This is a genomic window from Amycolatopsis sp. CFH S0740 (genome assembly GCF_004522315.1).
Taxonomy (GTDB): Bacteria; Actinomycetota; Actinomycetes; order Mycobacteriales; family Pseudonocardiaceae; genus Amycolatopsis; species Amycolatopsis nivea.
Genome location: NZ_SDLS01000052.1, coordinates 23,395 through 39,833, shown reverse-complemented (window position 1 = coordinate 39,833; position 16,439 = coordinate 23,395). Strand labels below are relative to the sequence as shown.

Sequence of the window (16,439 nt, the reverse complement as noted above, 5' to 3'; positions counted from 1 at the left end):
CAACAACAGGATGAAAAATCCTCAATGTGGCATTGGGTGCATCTGACGCACCGAATGCCACATTGGGTGCGTGGGACGCACCGAATGCCACATTGGGTGCGTGGGACGCACCGAACGCCGCATTAGGTGCGTGGGACGCACCGAACGCCGCCCTGGTGGGGGCGGTGGGGTGCATTGAATGCCGCGTTGGGTGCGGTGGGATGCACCGAATGCCGCATTGGGTGCGCAGGATGCGCCCAACGCCACATTGGGTGCATGGGGTGCGCCGAACCCTGCATCGGGGGCGAGTGGAGGCGGGGCCGTGAAGGGCTCCTTGAGGGAATCTAGGTACGTAAAGGGCCCCTTCACGGCGCGAGGGAGGTGCGTGAGGGGAACCCTGCGGGAATCAGATTCCCTTGGGGGGGCCCTCACGGACGTCGGCATCGCGCGTCGGACGTGCCGGAAGAGGCGAGAGACCGAGTGCTGCTGAGAAAACCCCAATGTGGCATTGGGTGCGTCTGACGCACCGAACGCCACATTGGGTGCGCGGGGATGCACCTCACGCGCATCGGGTGCGTCGGCGATGAGGGTGAGTCGTGAGGGGAACCCTCACGGAATCAGAGTCAATGAGGGGTCCCCTCATTGACTTCAATCGAGGTGAGGTGGGGCGCGGAAGGAGCTCGCGGAAGGGAGTGGGCGGAGTCTCTGGCACCGTGCTCGCGGAAAGGCCGTGCGAGCGGGAAGGGTCAGGGGCGCTGGCGTACCCCGGCCAGTACTGCGCTCACGCTCGGCAGCCAGCGGTGCCTCGGGTCGGGGGCGGTCAGCCATTCCGGGCCCATGCCGGGGGCTTGGTGACCGGTCGGCAGGGGGAGGAGCGCGCCGCTGTCCAGGACGGTTACATCCGGCGGCAGGGTGCCTCGCAGGAGCAGTTCGCCGTCGGTTTCGGCGAGGATGGCCAGGCGGGGGCCGTGCTGGGTGGGGAGGATCAGGGACGGGCCTTCGCAGCCCAGGGCGGACAGGTGGTTGCGCACCGGGCCCGAGGTGAGTTTCGGCAGGGTCACCGCGCACAAGCCGTTTTCCAAGGCGAGGAACAGGCGCGCGCCGCCCTGCCGTCGGACGGACCAGCCGAACACCCCGCCGTAATACGCGTCTGCCGGGTCTGGGCCGGTGTGGTGGTCGGGCCGCAGTTGCTGGTCGAGAGTCATCGTCGACGCCTTCCGCTCGCATGGGGTGCCTGCCCATGCTAACGGCACTCAGTGCCACTAGCAACCCGGGCTGCTACCGTTCGGGAATGACGGAGACGCCGCGCACCCGGGTCGGGGCCACGCCGGCCGGGCGGCGGCAGTTGCGTCGTGCGCTCGCTACGGCGGCCGTGGATCTCTTCGCCGCCAACGGGTACGAGGCGACGACCATCGACGACATCGCCGCGGCGGCGGGCGTCGGGCGGCGGACGTTTTTCCGGTACTTCGACAGCAAGGACGACGTCCTCTTCGCCAATCACGACGAGATCGTCGCCGAGATGGAGCAGGTCTTCGAGACCGCCGATCCGGCGCGCGACCCGATCGAAGTGGCGACCGCGGCGGTGTCGCTGGTGCTGGAATCTTATGCTGCGGAGCTGGACGTCTCGCTCAAGCGATTCAGTCTCACTCGCACGGTGCCGTCGTTGCGGGACAAGGAAGTCGCGACGGTCGACCGCTATCAGCGCGTCCTCGCCCGCTACCTCCAGGACCGCTTCGCCGCGGCTGGCGACGAGACCGCGACGCTCCGGGCGGCCGTGGCCGCGGCGGCGATCGCGGCGGCCAATAACCATGTTCTGCGACGCTGGCTGCGCAGCGGCGGCCGCGACGACATCGAAGCCGCGGCGACGGAGGCGTTCACCCTGGTCGCGGACGCGTTCCGGACGTCCGGCGCGAAGTCATCCGGCGAGGCGGAGCCGGGCACGGTGGTGGCGGTGCTCAGCACTGCGACGCCGTTGCACGAGGTGGTGACCCGGATCGGCGCTGCGCTGCGCGACGCCGAACCCAGGTGAGACGCTTGCCGGTCGGCAAGTGAAGTGCACTGAGTGCCATTGAGGGCGGTGCGGCGTGCGGGGGAGAGCCGGGTTGGTGACCGCCTCGGCTGCGATCCGATCCGCGACGGGGCACGCATCGCTTCGCCAGGGCGGGCTCCGGTCGCCTTGCCGGGACTGGCTGGTGTCGCGCGGCCGGACGGGGTCGTGTTGGCGGATGGGCTCGTCTCGCGTTGGCGAGCCGAGGCCGTGTCGCGTTGCCAGAAACGGGCCAGTCTCGCGTTGGCGAGCCGAGCCCCTGTCGCGTTGCCAGGAACAGGCCAGTCTCGCGTTAGTGAGCCGAGCCGAGCCGTGTCGCGTTGGCGGGGGCGGGGTCGTAGCGCATCGGCGCGAGAAGGGGAGCCGCCGCGGGGCACGGGTGCTGGATCGCATTCCGGTGCCTGCCGAGGGTTGGCGGCTGGGCAGTCAAGCCGCGAAGAAAGTGCGCAAAGCCTCCGCGACCCGGTCTGGGGAACCGTCGTCGTCTGGGCCGGAATGGCCCAGTCCGGGGAACGTGATTCGTTGTGTGTGCGGGATCGTGGCGGAGAGTTCGTCCAGCGTGATTCGGAGGAACGCCGGGCTTGTGCTCCCGCCGAGAAGCAGGACTCGCGCCCTCAAGTCCGCGTAATCCCTTGCGGTGTCGGCCAATTCCTCGACTAGCTGTATGTCGAAGTGGTGGGTCGGGATGAGCGCTGGGATCGGCACGTCGGCGCTGGATCGGCGTTGCAGGCGCGAGCCGATCGCCATCAGGGGTACCAGTGCGAAGCGTGGGATCCGGTTGAGCGCCGGTTCGAGCGCCAATCCCTGCAAAACCGTCGCCAGTGCGGAGGACAGCCGCCCCCGGGCGAGTTCGCGTTCGTGGCGCGGCACCCACTCCAGCGGCACCGAACCGTTGACCGACAGCGGTGGTTCGTACAGGGCGACCGCGCTGATCTCGGGGACGGAAAGGGCGCTTCGCAGGGCGATGAGTGCACCTGAGCTGAGACCGAAAACCCGTGCCGCGCCCGTTTCTTCAGCCAGGGCGCGCAGGTCTTCGGTCTCGCGCGCGATCCCGTACTCGGCGCCGTGCGGTCCGCTGAGTCCGCGGCCGCGCCGGTCGGGTACGCAGACGGTGAATTCGGCCGCAAGCTCGGTCGCGAGCTTCATCAGGTGCTGCGCTGCCTGCATGCCGCCGTGCAGGAGGAGCACGGCCGGGCCGCTGCCCAGCTGGCGGTATCCGATGACGGTTCCGTCGGCGGAGGTGACCGAGCCGGTGCGGTACTCGGTCACTGGTCTGCCTGATTACCCGGGCACAGTGTTCGCATAAAGGCGACTCTAGCGAACCGCGCACAGTGTTCGCAATAATGTCGGCCATGGTTGACGACGTGCGGCCGCCGATCTGGCTGCGGCCGGAGCGCGGGACCCGGGGACCGCGTCCGGCGCACAGCCGGGCCGATCTCGCGGCTGCGGCGATTCGGGTCGCTGACGCGGAAGGTCTCGAGGCGGTGTCCTTGCGCCGGGTCGCGGCGGAGATGGGCACCGGAACGACGACGCTGTACCGCTACATCGCCACCAAGGACGAGCTGTTCGACTTGATGATCGACGCCGCTTTCGGGGAGCGTGAGCCGCCGACGCCGGCTGGGGATTGGCGGGCGGACTTGCGCGCGATCGCCGGGGAGTACCGCGCTCTGGTGGTGCGGCATCCCTGGCTGGCCGCGATGCCCGCGACTCGTCCGGCGCTCGGGCCGAACAGTCTGGCGTGGTTGGACGCGGCGTACGCGACGGTGGACGGGCTGGGCCTGGCCGCGGACGAGGTCTTGGCCCAGGTGGGCACGGTGCTGACGTTCGTCCGCGGCCACGTCCTCGACGAACTGGCCGAACAGGAAACGGCCCGGCGGTCCGGAACGGACATGTCGACCTGGTTGGCGGTGCAGGCGCAGTACGGCGATTTGATCATCGGCAGCGGCGATTATCCGCATCTGAGCCGGATCATGGTCGAAGCGGAAACGCCGCATGCCGATGATCGTTACGAACGGACCTTTCGCCGCGGGCTGGACCACATTCTGGCCGGGCTGGCCCACAGCGGACGGTAGGAGTGGGTCAGGCTTTGTCCACCGCGGGCTTGAGGGATTCTTCGCACCACTGCCGGAAAGTCGTCGGCGTTTCCACGGCATGCTGCGGAGTTCGGACCACGCCCTCGTCCAGATGGTTCAGCTTCGCGGTCGCCATGTCCATCATGGACTGTGCCATCGCCTCGGAGTGACCGTTCGCGAGGACCTGCGCGCCGAGTGCGGAGACCGGGATTTGCTGATACTTGACCGAAATCCCCAGCACTTCGCTGATGATGGCGGCTTCCTGGTCGGGCGAAAGGTCTTCCGGGCCGAGCACGGGGACCTCTTCCCGGCCGGTCCACAATGGATCGAGCAGCAGCCGGGAAGCGACCGCGGCGATGTCGCGGGTGCAGACGGTCGGGGCGGCGTAATCCGGCGGCAGGACGTCGTAGAAAGTGCCTTGTGCCTTGATCACCGAAGCTTGGCGCAGCAGATTGTCCATAAAGGTCGGATTCGCCAGCGCGCGGAAGGCGACGCCGGTGTCGGCGATGAGGTCGTCCATCGCCAGGGTGGCGGTGACGTGTCCGGCTCGTTCGGCGGAGGCGGTGCCGCGGCCGAGTGCGCTGACCGATACCACCCGGCGGACGCCGTGAGTGCGGATCGCCTCGACGGCGGGGCGGGCGAAGCCGGAGTAGGCCTCGTCGACGCTCGCGGCTCGCCGGTCGGGCGGGACTAGCCAGAACACGGTGTCGGCGCCGTCGAAGGCGCGGGCGAGGACCTCGGGATCGCCGTGTGAACCGACCTGGACGTCAATGCGTTCGCGCAGGTCAGCGGGCAGTTTCGCGGGATCGCGGACGATCGCGCGGACGGGGCGGGCTCCGTCGGCGACCGCGGCGAGTACGCGGCTGCCGATGTTCCCGGTGGGGGCGGTGACGACGATCATGCGGGCACTCCAGGAGACTGTCGAAGAGGTGGAGCAGGAAGTAAACTCCACCGTACCGTTTACTTTTGGCGGAGGCAAGGATGGCGCGTGAAGGCGGTTCGCAGCTGCGGGGTGCGGAGTTGCGCAAGCACATCCTGCTGGCGGCGAAGAACGTGTTCCTCGAAACCGGGTTCGAACGGGCGTCGATGGACGCGGTCGCGGCCAGCGCGGGGACGTCCAAGCGGTCGCTGTACGCGCACTTCGAGAGCAAGGACAAGCTGTTCCTCGCGGTGCTCGACCTGGTCCGCGAGCTGTACCTCGGCAAGCTGATGACCCCGGACGCGTATGCGGACGACCCGGTCGAGGCGGTCGCGTTGTTCTGCGGGCGGTTCCAGCAGCTGCTGACCTGGGAGTCGCAGGCGCGGACGTGCCGGCTTTGCATCGCGGCTGCCGAGCGGTTGCCGGACAGCGCGAAGGCGTACTACGACGCGATGTTCGCGGTGATGTACGCGCGGCTCGCCGAATATCTGGCTGCACAGTACACAATGGACAGCACGGAAGCGGCGGCGCTCGCGGAGGATCTCGTCGGGCGGACGGTGTTGCCGCGAGTGTTTCGGGTGTTGCTGAACGCCGAGCCGGCGATCGAGGACATGCCGAGTGCTGAGGCGACGGTGGAAAACGTTGAACTGGAACCGATTCGGCGGGTCGTTTCGGCGGCGTTGGGGCAGCGGGGATGAAGATCACCAGTGTTGACGTGTGGGTCGTGAATCTGCCGTTGACGAATCCGTTCACCAGTTCGTTCGAGACCAAGACCGGCGAGACCCGCACGGTGGTGCGGCTGCGCACGGACACCGGGGCCGAGGGCTGGGGCGAGACGATGTGGGGTCGGCCGGTCGCGGAGCTGACCCGGAAACTGGGCGCGGACATGATCGGGACCAGCCCGTTCGCGCTCGAAGCGTTTCATCGTCGGCAGCACATGGTGCCGTTTTTCCACGGCTATCTGGGATATGCGGCGCTGGCCGGGCTGGACGTCGCGTGCTGGGATCTCATCGGACGGGTCACCGGGCAGTCCGTGACTGACCTGCTGGGCGGGGCGGTGCGGACCGAGGTGCCGATCACGGCGTTGATCACTCGCGCCGACGCGCCTGGTGCGGAAGGGGAAGAACTCGCGCAAGGGTTGGCCGAGCATGCGGCGAGAGTGGTCGCCGAGGGCGGCTTCTCTGCGGTGAAATTGAAGGGTACGCGCGACGTTCGGGGAGATGTCCGGATTCTGCGGGAGCTGCGGAGGGCGTTGCCGGAGATCGAGTTGCGGGTCGATCCCAATGCCGCGTGGTCGGTGCCGGATTCGATCCGGGCTGGGATCGCGTTGGAGGAACTGGACCTGGAGTATCTCGAAGACCCGTGCGCGGGAATCGAGGGGATGAGCCAGGTTCGCGCGAAGGTGCGGATTCCCTTGTGCACCAACATGTGCGTGGTCCGGTTCGAGGAGTTCGCTCCGGCGGTACGGCTGGGTGCGGTCGACGTGATCCACGGTGACGTCTACAAATGGGGCGGCATCGCGGCGACGAAAGCGCTTGCGGCGCATTGCGAGACGTTCGGGCTCGGAATGAATCTGCACAGCGGCGGCGAACTCGGGATCGCGACCGCGGCGCATCTGGCGGTGGTGGCCAGCACGCCGGTGCTGTCGCGGGCGATCGACAGCATGTATTACCTGCATGCGGACGACATTGTCGCACCGCTGCGGCTTTCCGGCGGACGGTTGCCGGTGCCGACCGGGCCGGGGCTCGGCGTGGAAGTGGACGAGGAGAAGCTGGCCTTCTACGCGGCGAAGAACGAGCGGGAAGGCGATCTCACCGGATGACCGTGCCGCGGTCCGAAAAGGACCGCGGCACGTTTTTGGCTCAGCGCAAGGCGTTGACTGTGATGGTGAGCGTGTCCGGGTCGCCGGCCTGGACGGCACCGCTGAAGTCGGGGCCGGGGGAGACGTCGTCGTACGGGAAGGCGTATCCGCGGTTGTCCGGCAGTTTGCTGTGCACGATGCGCGCGTAGTGGTTGGTTTCCGGGTTCTGGTAGAACTTCGCCGGATCCTCGCCGGTCGGCTGTTTCGGATTGTCGCGCAGGGTGGTGCGGTTCAATGCCGCCGCGAGCCGGGGGATGATCGCCTTGCGGGCGTCGCTGTCGCCTTGTTTGATGGCGAACGGTCCGCTGTCGCAACTCCATACGTCGGGCGTGGCGGGTTTGTCGAAGCGTTCGCCGTTGTTGAAGGCGAGCACGCCGTCCGCGCCGACTTGGCCGGTGAACGCGCCCAGGCCGGGTACTTGGGTGTCGACGGTGAGCGTCTCGCTCGCGTATTTCTTCCAGACCTCGTCGATGTAGCCGTCGAGGTATCCGCCGAATTGGTCGGCGCGGTAATGCGCGGACAGTGCGCGCAGCGGTTTTCCGTCGCCGCCGGTCTCGATGAGCGTGCCCCATTTTCCGCCCTGGGCGTTGAGGGCGTCGCAGATCGGGTCGAGCGAGCGCGCGGGCAGTCCGGGGACCGTCTGGTCGCCGGAGCCGGTCGTCGTGAGGTGCAGGCCGATCGGGATCGCGACGAAGTCGACGTAGCTGATGTTGGCGAACAGCACGTCGTTGTTGAAGGTGAATTCGCAGAACGACCAGTTCCGGTTGTAGTTCGGGTCGTCGGCGGCGAGGAAGCTCGGGTGCACGAGCGCCGGGCCCTTGTTGACGAAGAAGTCCAGTTTGCTGTCGAGCGCGACATAGATCCGGGCCGCGTACATTTTCGGGACGGTGGCCTGGGAAAGCGACTTCAGCGGGATCGCGCAGTCCTCGCCGAGCGGCGTGTGGTCGCTGCCCGGGGACGGCGGATAGTACGGCGTGCCATCGGCTTTCAGGATGACGAGCCGGTTGTCCAGGGTCGTGCCGGTGATGTACGCGTAGGTCTGGCCCGCACCGGACCGGTCGTCGAAAGCGACCTTCGCGGTGTCGGGGGTGCTCGCGGAGGCGAACGCGGAGTTCCAGAGTGGAAATGTCGCGGCTGCCGCGGATGCGCCGAGGAATGCTCGCCGGGAAATCAAGGAAAACCGCCTCCTGGAGTCGTGCCCTTTTCCGGTGACCGGCACGCTAGTCACGGCCGGGAAAGCAGGTCAACGAATGCGGGAGAAATTGGCTGGTTTTGTCATTCGCGGCGAATTCACCGGACGCACGCCGAGGCACGGGCCGCCGCCACGGCCCGTGCCTCAGTGTCCGGTGTGGACTTTCCGGGTCAGCTCACCTGCAGGTCGATGCAGGCGTAGAAGGCGTTCGCGGTGTCCGCGATGTTCCAGACGGCGAGCACCGTCTGCCTTCCGGTGTGCCCTTTGAGGTTCACGTTGTGGGTGACCGTCGCCGGGGGCTGCTGGCCGCCGCCGTCCACGGTGGCGATCTTGTCGTTGCCGATCCAGTATTCGTAGTTGGACGTGCGGTGCCGGGCGGTGAACTTCCAGGTGAAGGCCACCGAGGAGCCGACCGGCGACGCCTTCCAGCCCTTGTTGTTGTCGTTCAGCTCGGCGAACTGGGCGTTGCCGCCGCTGCAGCTGTGCAGCCCCTTCGGTCCTTCGACGCTCTGCGGCTCGTACTTGATCTGGCCGCAGGAAACGGTTCCTTGCGCGCATTGGGCCTGCCGGCTCGCCGGCGCGTTGACGTACCCGTGCGCGCTGGCGATGCCTGCCGGGCTGATCAGCACGAGCACCGGGGCGATCGCCGTGCCGACCGCGGCCGCGACGAGTTTCCGGTTCGCTTTCATGGACAGCTCCTTCGGGGAATGCTCGTTTCCCCGTGCGGGTACGACAAAGCGACGCACCGGCTTTCCGGGAGCCGGCCCGCACTGGGGGTGAGCGAAGGGGGTGGGCTTCTTGGTCTAGACCATACGCCCGGCGCTCGGGAAAGGTCAACAGCTGGCAAAGAAAGGCGGGGCAGTGGTTATCCGTCAACGTTGTCACCCCGGACCACTCTCGCTTGTGGTTTTACCGGAAGGCTTTCCGTTGATTGCGCCGGACGGGTGGCCTGGCGCGGATCATGGCCACCCAGCGTGATTTCGTCCGCCCTGGACTGTCTATAATGGACCGTGAGAACCTGCGCGAGCGCACGGAAAGCGGCCGGTCCGGGTGGTCCGGTGCAGCGATTCTGCCCGGTCGTCGAAATCCCCGACTTCCGGCGGGTTGAACGGATTCGATCGGAAATGCTCAACTGGATGGTTGAGGTGTTCGCGGGGGCGAGGCAGCTTTCGCGCGGCTGGTAATGGCCCGGCGGTCCTCGGCAGCCGGGTCGCCGTGCGGATGGGGGGCGCTGGCGAGCACGTCGCGTGGGATGCCGAGCCGCGCCAGGTTGCGTTCGGTGACCGCGCCGAGGGCGGGTCGCTCTCGCCGGGGGTGGCCGCGGTCAGGTCGGCGCGGGTGTGCTTGCTGGTCAGGACGCCGCCAGCCCGCGGGGAGCGGGGGACCATGTCCGTCTCGTGGGCCGTCGGGAGCAGGTCGCGCTCGACGAGACGTGAGCATCGGTGAGGGCGGTCCCGGCGAGCGCAGTTGCCTTTACGGGCTCAGCGGGCAGTCCCGTTCAGCGGACTAACCGGCTGCCGCCGAGCCGGAGCCCTCGGCCGAGTTTCCCCGCGCCCGGCCATGGTGTTTGAACCACCGGTGCGACATCGTCGCCTGGAATCGATGACGCGACTGCTGGTGGATTTGCCCGCGCTGTTCCGGGCGAAGCATCCGGACGATGCGGCGCTGGGGACCTCATCGCGGAATCTCCTGCCCAGGGCGAGGAATTCGGGCGTTGGCGGGCGGAACGGGAGCAGCCGGGGGACGGAACGTGCTTCGGCATCCGGAAGCCAGGTGTGCCGGACCGGCGAGTGCTGATCTGCCGGGAGGCGTTCGCTTCGCTGGCTGGGTCAGGATTGCCGGGAGGGCGTCAGCGGCGGATTTCCTCGCCGTCGTGCCCGGTAAGCCGCGGCCTTCATTTTGTTTCCGCAGGTGGCCATCGCGCACCATTCGCGCCGTGATCCGCGCGAATGGTCCAGGTAAACCTGCGTGCATTCCGGTCGTCCGCATTCCTTCAGCAGGTCCGCGTCCGGACCGCCCAGGATCGTGATCGCGGCCCGGGCCACGGTGGACAACGCCTGCGCCGCGGTCGCCCGGACCTGTCGTCCGGTCCGGGTCAGCTGCGGGACCGCGTCCGGCTGCGCGGCTGCCTCGTTGAGCAGCGTCAACGCCTCCGGGTCGTACTCGTGGCCGACGAGCCGGGCCGCGACCAGGGCGTAGATCGCTTCCCGGACCGCGATCGCCCCCGCCAGGTCGGCGGCCGTGCTCCCCGGATCGGCGCCGGTGACCCCCGACTCGCGGAACCAGGCGTCCAGGCTGCGCGGCGACCCCAGCATCTCGGCCGGCTCGTCGTTGCGGCGGGCCCGCAGCGTGCCGACGAAGTCCAATGCCGGGTTCCCGCAGGGGAAGGCGTGCTCCATGCGCACCAGTCTGACAGGTGATGAATCACCACGCAAGGAACTCTAACCAGTCTAGGGGGTTATGAGTAGCGGATCACAGAAATACGTAACCGTCTTGACCGGTGACGAATGTGCGTGCGAAGGTTCTCTCGTCGCCGAGACCGGCCCGGTCTCCTGCTGAAAGGTCACGTCCGATGGACTCGATCACCCTGGCGTTCCGCGAAGTTCTCGGTGCACTGGCGGCGCTGACCGGCACCGTCCTCAGCGGATTCTGAAAAGTTCTGGAAAGGGAAAGCCATGTCTGAAACCACTTACACCGCCGTCGTCACCACCACCGGCGAAGGCCGCAACGGGGGACGCGCGGTTTCGTCCGACGGCGCGCTCGACCTGAAGTTTGCCATCCCGAAGGAACTGGGCGGCAACGGCGGCGCGACGAACCCGGAGCAGCTGCTCGCGGCCGGATGGTCGTCGTGTTTCATGGGCGCGGTGCGGATCGCCGCGGCGCAGCGGAAGGTGAAGCTGGTCGACCTCGCGGTGGTCGCGGACGTGACCCTGCACCACGACGACGCGAACTTCTGGCTCAGCGCCGCGCTGCACCTGGAGCTGACGGGGATCGACCAGGAGACCGCCGACACGCTGGCCGCGGCTGCGCACCAGACCTGCCCGTACTCGAAGGCGCTGGGCGGGAGCATCGAGGTCACGGTGGACGCGACGGTCGCCTGACCCGGACGGCCGGGGTGCCCTTGAGCCGGTGGTGCGGGGCGGGTTCGCGCGGGATTTCGGCGATGCCTGCTGTCGAGGGCGCGCTCGATCCGGCGGTGTCGGGCGGGGCGGCGGTTCGGCCGCGGGTGCGGAAGATGCCTGCGAACCGACGGCGCCGGGTTGCCGGGCGGTGCGGGTGCGGAAGGCTCGTTCAAGTCGGCGGCGGGCGGTTCGGTCGCGGATGCGGGAGATGCCTGCGAACCGACGGCGCCGGGTTGCCGGGCGGTGCGGGTGCGGAAGGCTCGTTCAAGTCGGCGGCGGGCGGTTCGGTCGCGGATGCGGGAGATGCCTGCGAACCGACGGCGCCGGGTTGCCGGGCGGTGCGGGTGCGGAAGGCTCGTTCAAGTCGGCGGCGGGCGGTTCGGTCGCGGATGCGGGAGATGCCTGCGAACCGACGGCGCCGGGTTGCCGGGCGGTGCGGGTGCGGAAGGCTCGTTCAAGTCGGCGGCGGGCGGTTCGGTCGCGGATGCGGGAGATGCCTGCGAACCAGCGGCTCCGGGTTGCCGGGCGGTGCGGGTGCGGAAGGCTCGTTCAAGGGCGGGCGGTTCGGTCGCGGGTGCGGAAGATGCCTGTGGACCGACGGCACCGGGTTGCCGGGTGGTGCGGGTGCGGAAGGTTCGTTCAAGTCGGCGGCGGGCGGTTCGGTCGCGGGTGCGGAAGGTTCGTTCAAGTCGGCGGCGGGCGGTTCGGTCGCGGATGCGGAAAGCGGTATCTGGCTGGGCGTGGGCGTGCCCGGTCAGTTGGCGAGCGAATCGTCGGGCAGCCCGGAGTCCGTTCGGAACACCCGCCGGGTCAGGGTCGAACCGCAGGAGCCTGCCGAGCCAGCTCCCGTGCCACTTCGACGGCCGTCTCGATGGTCCGCGCCGCGAGGGGCGACTCGGCGTCCCGCCCGCGCGGCCAGTGCAGGTAGATCGAGCGCGCCGGGGTCGGGTCGAGGTCGTGGACCTGCAGATCCGGCCATCCCTCGGGGCCGTGGATCGCGCCGCAGTCGCGGCAGACGACCTGGTGGATCGCCAGCCAGGGCAGGACCGCGAGGCCCATTCCGGCGCGCACCATCGACAGGATCGTCTCGCTCCCCGCGGAGCGGAACACGATGCGCGGGCAGGCCCCGGCCTCCGCGAGGGACTGCTCGAGCCGGGGCTGGTCGCAGGTCGACGGCCAGGCCACCATCGGCTTGCCGTCCAGTTCGCGCGCGGGCACCGGGCCCGCCGGCAGCGTATCGGGAGGTGCGACGGCCAGGTAGGGGTCTTTCATCAGCAGGACGTGCTCCGTGTCTTCGCTGATGAGGCCGTCGTGGAACAGCAGGTCCAGTTCGCCGAGCCGAGGCTCGTCGGGTTCCGAGAGCCGGATCTCGCAGTGCGGGTGTTCCTCGCGCAGGAGGCGCAGCACGGTCGGCAGGATCGCGTGCGAGACGCTCTGCAGGGTGCCGACGTCGATGCGGCCTTCACCGGCCTTGAAGCGGTCGACCGCCTGGTCCAGCGCGTCAGCCTTCGCCAGCACCTCCCGGCCGTGTTCGAGCACCACGGCGCCGAGCGGCGTGATCCGCACGGGGCGCGGGCCGCCCGGGCGATCGAAGACCGCGCCGCCGAGGGTTCGTTCCAGGGCGGAGATGTGCTGGCTCACGCTCGATTGCGTGTAGCCCAGCCGGGTCGCCGCCCGGGAGAACGTTCCCTCTTCGGCGATCGCGAGCATCGTCGTCAGCTGGCGCAGATCGAAGTCGGCCATGAGCCCAGTGTATTACTGTTCACGATGGATTCGATCGTAAACAATCGCTTTTCTGAATCTGCTCGCGCTCTTAGCGTCGTTGCCATGACAGTCGCAACGATCACCGCCGGGAGAAATCGCAAGCTGCCGTCGCTCGCGTGGACGCTGGGGGCGTGCCACCTCGTCGCCCGGGGCGGCGCGTTCGTGCAGCCGATGCTGGTGCTGTACCTGACGCAGGAACAGCGGATGACCCCGACGGCGGCGGGGGCCGTGGTAGCGGCGGTGGGCATCGGCGACTTCGGGTCGCAGCTGCTCGGGGGCTGGCTCGGGGACCGGATCGGGCGGCGGAGGACGATGCTTCTCGGGTTCCTCGGGACGGCGATCGCGTTGGCCGCCTTGGGATCCGCCGCCGCGACGCCGGTCATCTGGGCAACGGCGGTGGGCTACGGTCTCGCTGCTGGGCTCTTCCGTCCGGCGGGATCGGCAGCGGTGGCGGACTTACCGCCGGAGCAGCGGGTGCGCGCGTACAGCTTGCTTTACTGGGCGGCGAACCTCGGATATGCCATCGCGGCAACGGTTTCCGGGGTGTTGGCGTCTCGCGGCTACGGGCTGCTGTTCTGGTTGAACGCGGTCGCGATGCTGGTTGCCGCGGTGATCGTGGTGACTGCGGTGCCGGAGACTCATTCTGGACCGAGTCATAGGCGACGCGCACTGCTGCCAGTGTTGCGAGCGGACCGTCTCATGAGGACCATGACGCTGATCCACGTCGGCTGTTTCACGTTGTTGATGCAGGCGTTCGCCACATTGCCGTTGTTGATGACCGCGCAGCAGTTCAGTTCCGCGACTTACGGTTCCGTGCTGGCGCTCAACGGGTTCGCCATCGTTGTCCTGCAACCGTTAGCTGCCGCGGTATTGGCGAATCGCGACCGCGCGACAGTGCTTGCTACCTCGATGTTGTTGGCGGGCGTTGGCGGCGGTCTGGCCGCCATGTCCCAAAGCATTGCTGGCTACGCCGTCGCGATTCTTGTTCTCAGCCTCGGGCAGATCGGGTTGGCGGTCCAGTTCGGTGCGACGTTCGCTGCTCTTGCGCCGCCTGATCTGCGCAGCGGGTACATGGGTGTCGCGTCGAGTGCTTGGAGCCTTGGTGCGGTCCTCGGCCCGATGCTCGGTACGGCGTTGCTTGAGCAAGCTGGCCGAACTTGGCTGGGTGTCGTGGCTTTCGCCGCCGGAACTCTGCTTTTCCTTGCCCAGCAAGCTGTCGCTGGACGACTTCGCGAGCGTCAGTCAACCGAGAAAGGAACCCACTGATGACGACCATGACCGACAGCGAATGGCGCGCCTTCCTCTCCGAGGGCACGAGGCTTGCGCACCTGGCCCTCACTCGTGCTGACGGACGTCCGCACGTCACGCCGATCTGCTTCGTCCTCGACGGCGACGAACTTGCCTTCGCCCTGTCGCCGGGGAGCGTCAAGGGCAAAAGCCTTGCGCGGGACGGCCGGGTCGCGGTCTGCGTGAGCGACGAGCGGCAGCCGTACAGCTTCGTGACTGTCGAAGGGCAGGCTCGGGTTTCTGCCGAGCCGGACCAGATCAGGCGCGTCGCGGCGGGGATCGCCGAGCGTTACTACCCGGGTCAGTCCGCAGTGGACCTTGCCGATTCGTTCGTCCACAGTGGATTCACCGCAGTACGGATCCGCATCGCGCACGTCATCGCCCAATCTGGTCTCGGCTGAGGCTCACCGCAACCGCGCCCCCGCCCGCTCCAGTGCAGCCAGCACTTCGGAGCGGGCGGCGGCGATTTCGCCCGCGGTCAGCGTCGCGGACCTCGGGCGGAGGGTGACCCGCAAGGTGAGCGAACGGTGGTCGGCCGGAATTCTCGAATCCCGGTACTCGCCGACGTACGCCACTCGCTGCACCAAGGCGTGGGCCTGCGTCGCGGTCTCGGCGACCAGCGACCACGGCACGGTGTCGGCCGCGAGGACGGACAGGTCGAAGTCCGATTCGGGCAGGTCGCCGACCGGGGTGTAGCGGTTCTCGCGGGACGGGTGCGTCCGCAGTGCGTCGAGGTCCAGTTCGACGCAGGCGATCGCGCCCCGGTCGATGCCCGCCGCCCGGAGCACCGCAGGCCGGACCAGCGCCAGCGTCCCGGCCGGGCGGATCGCGAGCCGGGCCGACGGGTCGGTCCAGGCCGGGCCGGGGGTGCCGGACAGGTCCAGCGCGATGAGATGGCAGTACCGGCGGATCAGCTCGGCCAGCCCTTTGGCCCGGCGGAACAGGTCGGCCCCGTCCGGTCCGGCGAGCAGGATTCCGGCGGACGTCCGCTCGCCCGCGGCGAAGACGGTGCCGACTTCGAAGAGGCTGAACTCGTCGTAGTAGCGCAGGTTGGCGGCCGCGGCTTCGAGCAGGTTCGGGATCACCGACGGGCGCAACCGGGCGCGATCCGGCGCCGGCGGGTGGTCGATCGTGAGGTCGGCGTCGAGTCCGCACGCGGCGAGCAGGTGGTCGGCGGACCACGGGTAGGTCAGCACTTCGGTTGCCCCGCCGCGGGCGGCGAGCACCTCCCGGACCTGGCGGTTCAAGGGGAGCCGAGGGCGCGGGGCCAGCTGCACGACGGGCCGCGGCGCGGGCAGCGCGTCGAAGCCGTGGATCCGGGCCAGCTCCTCGACGATGTCGACGGGGAGCGAGAGATCGCCGGTGGAACGCCACGACGGAGCGACGACTCGCAGCAGCTCCCCGGTGATTTCGGCGGTGCAGCCGAGGGCGCGGAGGATGCGCAGGATTTCGTCCGGCGGCAGCGGGATGCCGATCCGGCGTTCGATTTCCGCGAGGCTGATCTCGATTTCGGCTCGTCGGGTGGCGGCAAGGACGATGTCTTCCACGCCGAGTGCTGTGGCCGACGGGTCGGCTTCGGTCAGGAGGTGGAGGAAGAGATCGGCGGCTTGGTCGGCGCGTTGGGTGTCGAGGCCTTTCTCTTGGCGTACTGAAGCTTCGGTACGGGCGCTGCGGCGGGCTCGGCTGGGGAGCAGGGTCGGGATTTCCAGCACGACTGACGCACTGGAAGCACGGACGTCACTTGGTTGTCCGACGGCATACATCACGTACGCGCTCAGATCGGCGCACAGGTCCCGGCTTGGTTCGCCGATGCGCCGGAGCCGGTCGCGGACGAAAGCCGGAGTTGGCACGGAACTGTCCACTGTGCACTGCAGGGCGAGCATCCGCCGATGCCAAGCGGGATCGGCCAGGGTGAGGCCGGTGGCGTTCGGCGGCCGGGCGACCCGGGGGAGCGGAGTCAGCGGGAGTCCATAGAGGACGGACAGCTCGCGAGCGATGCCATAGTGTCCCCACAGATCGGGGCGATGGGTGAGGGATTTGTTGTCGATCTCGAAGACGACGTCGTCGTCGATCACGTCGTAACCCTCGACTTCGACGGTCTTCAAGGTCAAGTCGTGTGCCAGTTGGTCCGGCGAACGGCCGGGCAGCGGCACGTAGTCGGTCAGCCAGTCCCGGGAAATCTTCACGACAGCGGGC

General features: G+C 68.4%; 15 protein-coding genes. 7 read left to right on the top strand and 8 right to left on the bottom strand.

Annotated features, from left to right (window positions below; all coding sequences use genetic code 11):
* Positions 1-725 precede the first annotated feature (725 nt).
* Positions 726-1,184 carry a hypothetical protein gene (locus EIZ45_RS44400; RefSeq protein ID WP_134669888.1) on the bottom strand — a complete coding sequence of 153 codons (459 nt, stop codon included), beginning with the start codon at positions 1,182-1,184 and terminating at the stop codon, positions 726-728.
* 86 nt (positions 1,185-1,270) lie between these two features.
* Between EIZ45_RS44400 and EIZ45_RS44395 the strand changes: the two genes are divergently transcribed.
* The gene (locus EIZ45_RS44395) at positions 1,271-2,008 is read left to right on the top strand and encodes a TetR family transcriptional regulator (RefSeq protein ID WP_134669885.1); all 738 of its coding nucleotides are present in this window, start codon (positions 1,271-1,273) and stop codon (positions 2,006-2,008) included.
* A 444-nt stretch (positions 2,009-2,452) separates the two neighbouring features.
* Here EIZ45_RS44395 and EIZ45_RS44390 read toward each other — a convergent pair whose 3' ends face one another.
* Positions 2,453-3,295 carry an alpha/beta fold hydrolase gene (locus EIZ45_RS44390; RefSeq protein WP_134669883.1) on the bottom strand — a complete coding sequence of 281 codons (843 nt, stop codon included), beginning with the start codon at positions 3,293-3,295 and terminating at the stop codon, positions 2,453-2,455.
* Between the two features lie 83 nt (positions 3,296-3,378).
* Here EIZ45_RS44390 and EIZ45_RS44385 point away from each other — a divergent pair, with 83 nt between their 5' ends.
* On the top strand, positions 3,379-4,098 hold the full coding sequence (locus EIZ45_RS44385) for a TetR/AcrR family transcriptional regulator (protein WP_167756725.1): 720 nt from the start codon (positions 3,379-3,381) through the stop codon (positions 4,096-4,098).
* A 7-nt stretch (positions 4,099-4,105) separates the two neighbouring features.
* Here EIZ45_RS44385 and EIZ45_RS44380 read toward each other — a convergent pair whose 3' ends face one another.
* Positions 4,106-4,999, bottom strand: coding sequence for an NAD(P)H-binding protein (locus EIZ45_RS44380; RefSeq protein WP_134669879.1), 894 nt, complete (start codon positions 4,997-4,999; stop codon positions 4,106-4,108).
* 80 nt (positions 5,000-5,079) lie between these two features.
* On the opposite strand from EIZ45_RS44380, the gene EIZ45_RS44375 reads away from it, so the two are divergent.
* Complete coding sequence (locus tag EIZ45_RS44375; protein ID WP_134669877.1) at positions 5,080-5,715, top strand: TetR/AcrR family transcriptional regulator; 636 nt, start codon at positions 5,080-5,082, stop codon at positions 5,713-5,715.
* On the top strand, positions 5,712-6,839 hold the full coding sequence (locus EIZ45_RS44370) for a mandelate racemase/muconate lactonizing enzyme family protein (protein WP_134669875.1): 1,128 nt from the start codon (positions 5,712-5,714) through the stop codon (positions 6,837-6,839). Before EIZ45_RS44375 ends, EIZ45_RS44370 begins: the two co-directional genes overlap by 4 nt.
* 40 nt (positions 6,840-6,879) lie before the next feature.
* Here the strand turns inward: EIZ45_RS44370 and EIZ45_RS44365 are convergent, their stop codons facing one another.
* From EIZ45_RS44365 to EIZ45_RS44355, 3 genes are all read right to left on the bottom strand, one after another.
* Positions 6,880-8,052 carry a glycoside hydrolase family 64 protein gene (locus tag EIZ45_RS44365; RefSeq protein ID WP_134669907.1) on the bottom strand — a complete coding sequence of 391 codons (1,173 nt, stop codon included), beginning with the start codon at positions 8,050-8,052 and terminating at the stop codon, positions 6,880-6,882.
* A 188-nt stretch (positions 8,053-8,240) separates the two neighbouring features.
* Complete coding sequence (locus EIZ45_RS44360) at positions 8,241-8,759, bottom strand: lytic polysaccharide monooxygenase auxiliary activity family 9 protein (protein WP_134669873.1); 519 nt, start codon at positions 8,757-8,759, stop codon at positions 8,241-8,243.
* Positions 8,760-9,899: 1,140 nt separating this feature from the next.
* Positions 9,900-10,469, bottom strand: coding sequence for an ABATE domain-containing protein (locus EIZ45_RS44355; protein WP_078870763.1), 570 nt, complete (start codon positions 10,467-10,469; stop codon positions 9,900-9,902).
* A 276-nt stretch (positions 10,470-10,745) separates the two neighbouring features.
* Here EIZ45_RS44355 and EIZ45_RS44350 point away from each other — a divergent pair, with 276 nt between their 5' ends.
* Positions 10,746-11,171: an Ohr family peroxiredoxin gene (locus EIZ45_RS44350; RefSeq protein ID WP_134669870.1), complete on the top strand. Its 426-nt coding sequence runs from the start codon at positions 10,746-10,748 to the stop codon at positions 11,169-11,171.
* A gap of 831 nt (positions 11,172-12,002) precedes the next feature.
* On the opposite strand, the gene EIZ45_RS44345 is transcribed toward EIZ45_RS44350, so the two are convergent.
* Entirely contained in the window at positions 12,003-12,935 is a 933-nt protein-coding gene (locus tag EIZ45_RS44345; protein WP_134669868.1) for a LysR family transcriptional regulator, read from the bottom strand.
* A 24-nt stretch (positions 12,936-12,959) separates the two neighbouring features.
* Between EIZ45_RS44345 and EIZ45_RS44340 the strand changes: the two genes are divergently transcribed.
* Both EIZ45_RS44340 and EIZ45_RS44335 read left to right on the top strand, forming a co-directional pair.
* Positions 12,960-14,222, top strand: a complete 1,263-nt coding sequence (locus EIZ45_RS44340) for an MFS transporter (protein ID WP_240690944.1) — start codon at positions 12,960-12,962, stop codon at positions 14,220-14,222.
* Positions 14,222-14,644: a PPOX class F420-dependent oxidoreductase gene (locus EIZ45_RS44335; protein WP_078870764.1), complete on the top strand. Its 423-nt coding sequence runs from the start codon at positions 14,222-14,224 to the stop codon at positions 14,642-14,644. The genes EIZ45_RS44340 and EIZ45_RS44335 overlap by 1 nt, the downstream gene beginning before the upstream one ends.
* Positions 14,645-14,647: 3 nt before the next feature.
* Here EIZ45_RS44335 and EIZ45_RS44330 read toward each other — a convergent pair whose 3' ends face one another.
* Positions 14,648-16,429, bottom strand: coding sequence for a hypothetical protein (locus EIZ45_RS44330; RefSeq protein ID WP_134669866.1), 1,782 nt, complete (start codon positions 16,427-16,429; stop codon positions 14,648-14,650).
* Positions 16,430-16,439: the final 10 nt, after the last annotated feature.

Coding starts and splice junctions, on each gene's coding strand:
- EIZ45_RS44340 (WP_240690944.1), top strand. CDS start 12,960: ATGGATTCGATCGTAAACAATCGCTTTTCTGAATCTGCTCGCGCTCTT.
- EIZ45_RS44345 (WP_134669868.1), bottom strand. CDS start 12,935: ATGGCCGACTTCGATCTGCGCCAGCTGACGACGATGCTCGCGATCGCC.
- EIZ45_RS44355 (WP_078870763.1), bottom strand. CDS start 10,469: ATGGAGCACGCCTTCCCCTGCGGGAACCCGGCATTGGACTTCGTCGGC.
- EIZ45_RS44380 (WP_134669879.1), bottom strand. CDS start 4,999: ATGATCGTCGTCACCGCCCCCACCGGGAACATCGGCAGCCGCGTACTC.
- EIZ45_RS44400 (WP_134669888.1), bottom strand. CDS start 1,184: ATGACTCTCGACCAGCAACTGCGGCCCGACCACCACACCGGCCCAGAC.
- EIZ45_RS44360 (WP_134669873.1), bottom strand. CDS start 8,759: ATGAAAGCGAACCGGAAACTCGTCGCGGCCGCGGTCGGCACGGCGATC.
- EIZ45_RS44335 (WP_078870764.1), top strand. CDS start 14,222: ATGACGACCATGACCGACAGCGAATGGCGCGCCTTCCTCTCCGAGGGC.
- EIZ45_RS44370 (WP_134669875.1), top strand. CDS start 5,712: ATGAAGATCACCAGTGTTGACGTGTGGGTCGTGAATCTGCCGTTGACG.
- EIZ45_RS44375 (WP_134669877.1), top strand. CDS start 5,080: ATGGCGCGTGAAGGCGGTTCGCAGCTGCGGGGTGCGGAGTTGCGCAAG.
- EIZ45_RS44395 (WP_134669885.1), top strand. CDS start 1,271: ATGACGGAGACGCCGCGCACCCGGGTCGGGGCCACGCCGGCCGGGCGG.
- EIZ45_RS44385 (WP_167756725.1), top strand. CDS start 3,379: ATGGTTGACGACGTGCGGCCGCCGATCTGGCTGCGGCCGGAGCGCGGG.
- EIZ45_RS44350 (WP_134669870.1), top strand. CDS start 10,746: ATGTCTGAAACCACTTACACCGCCGTCGTCACCACCACCGGCGAAGGC.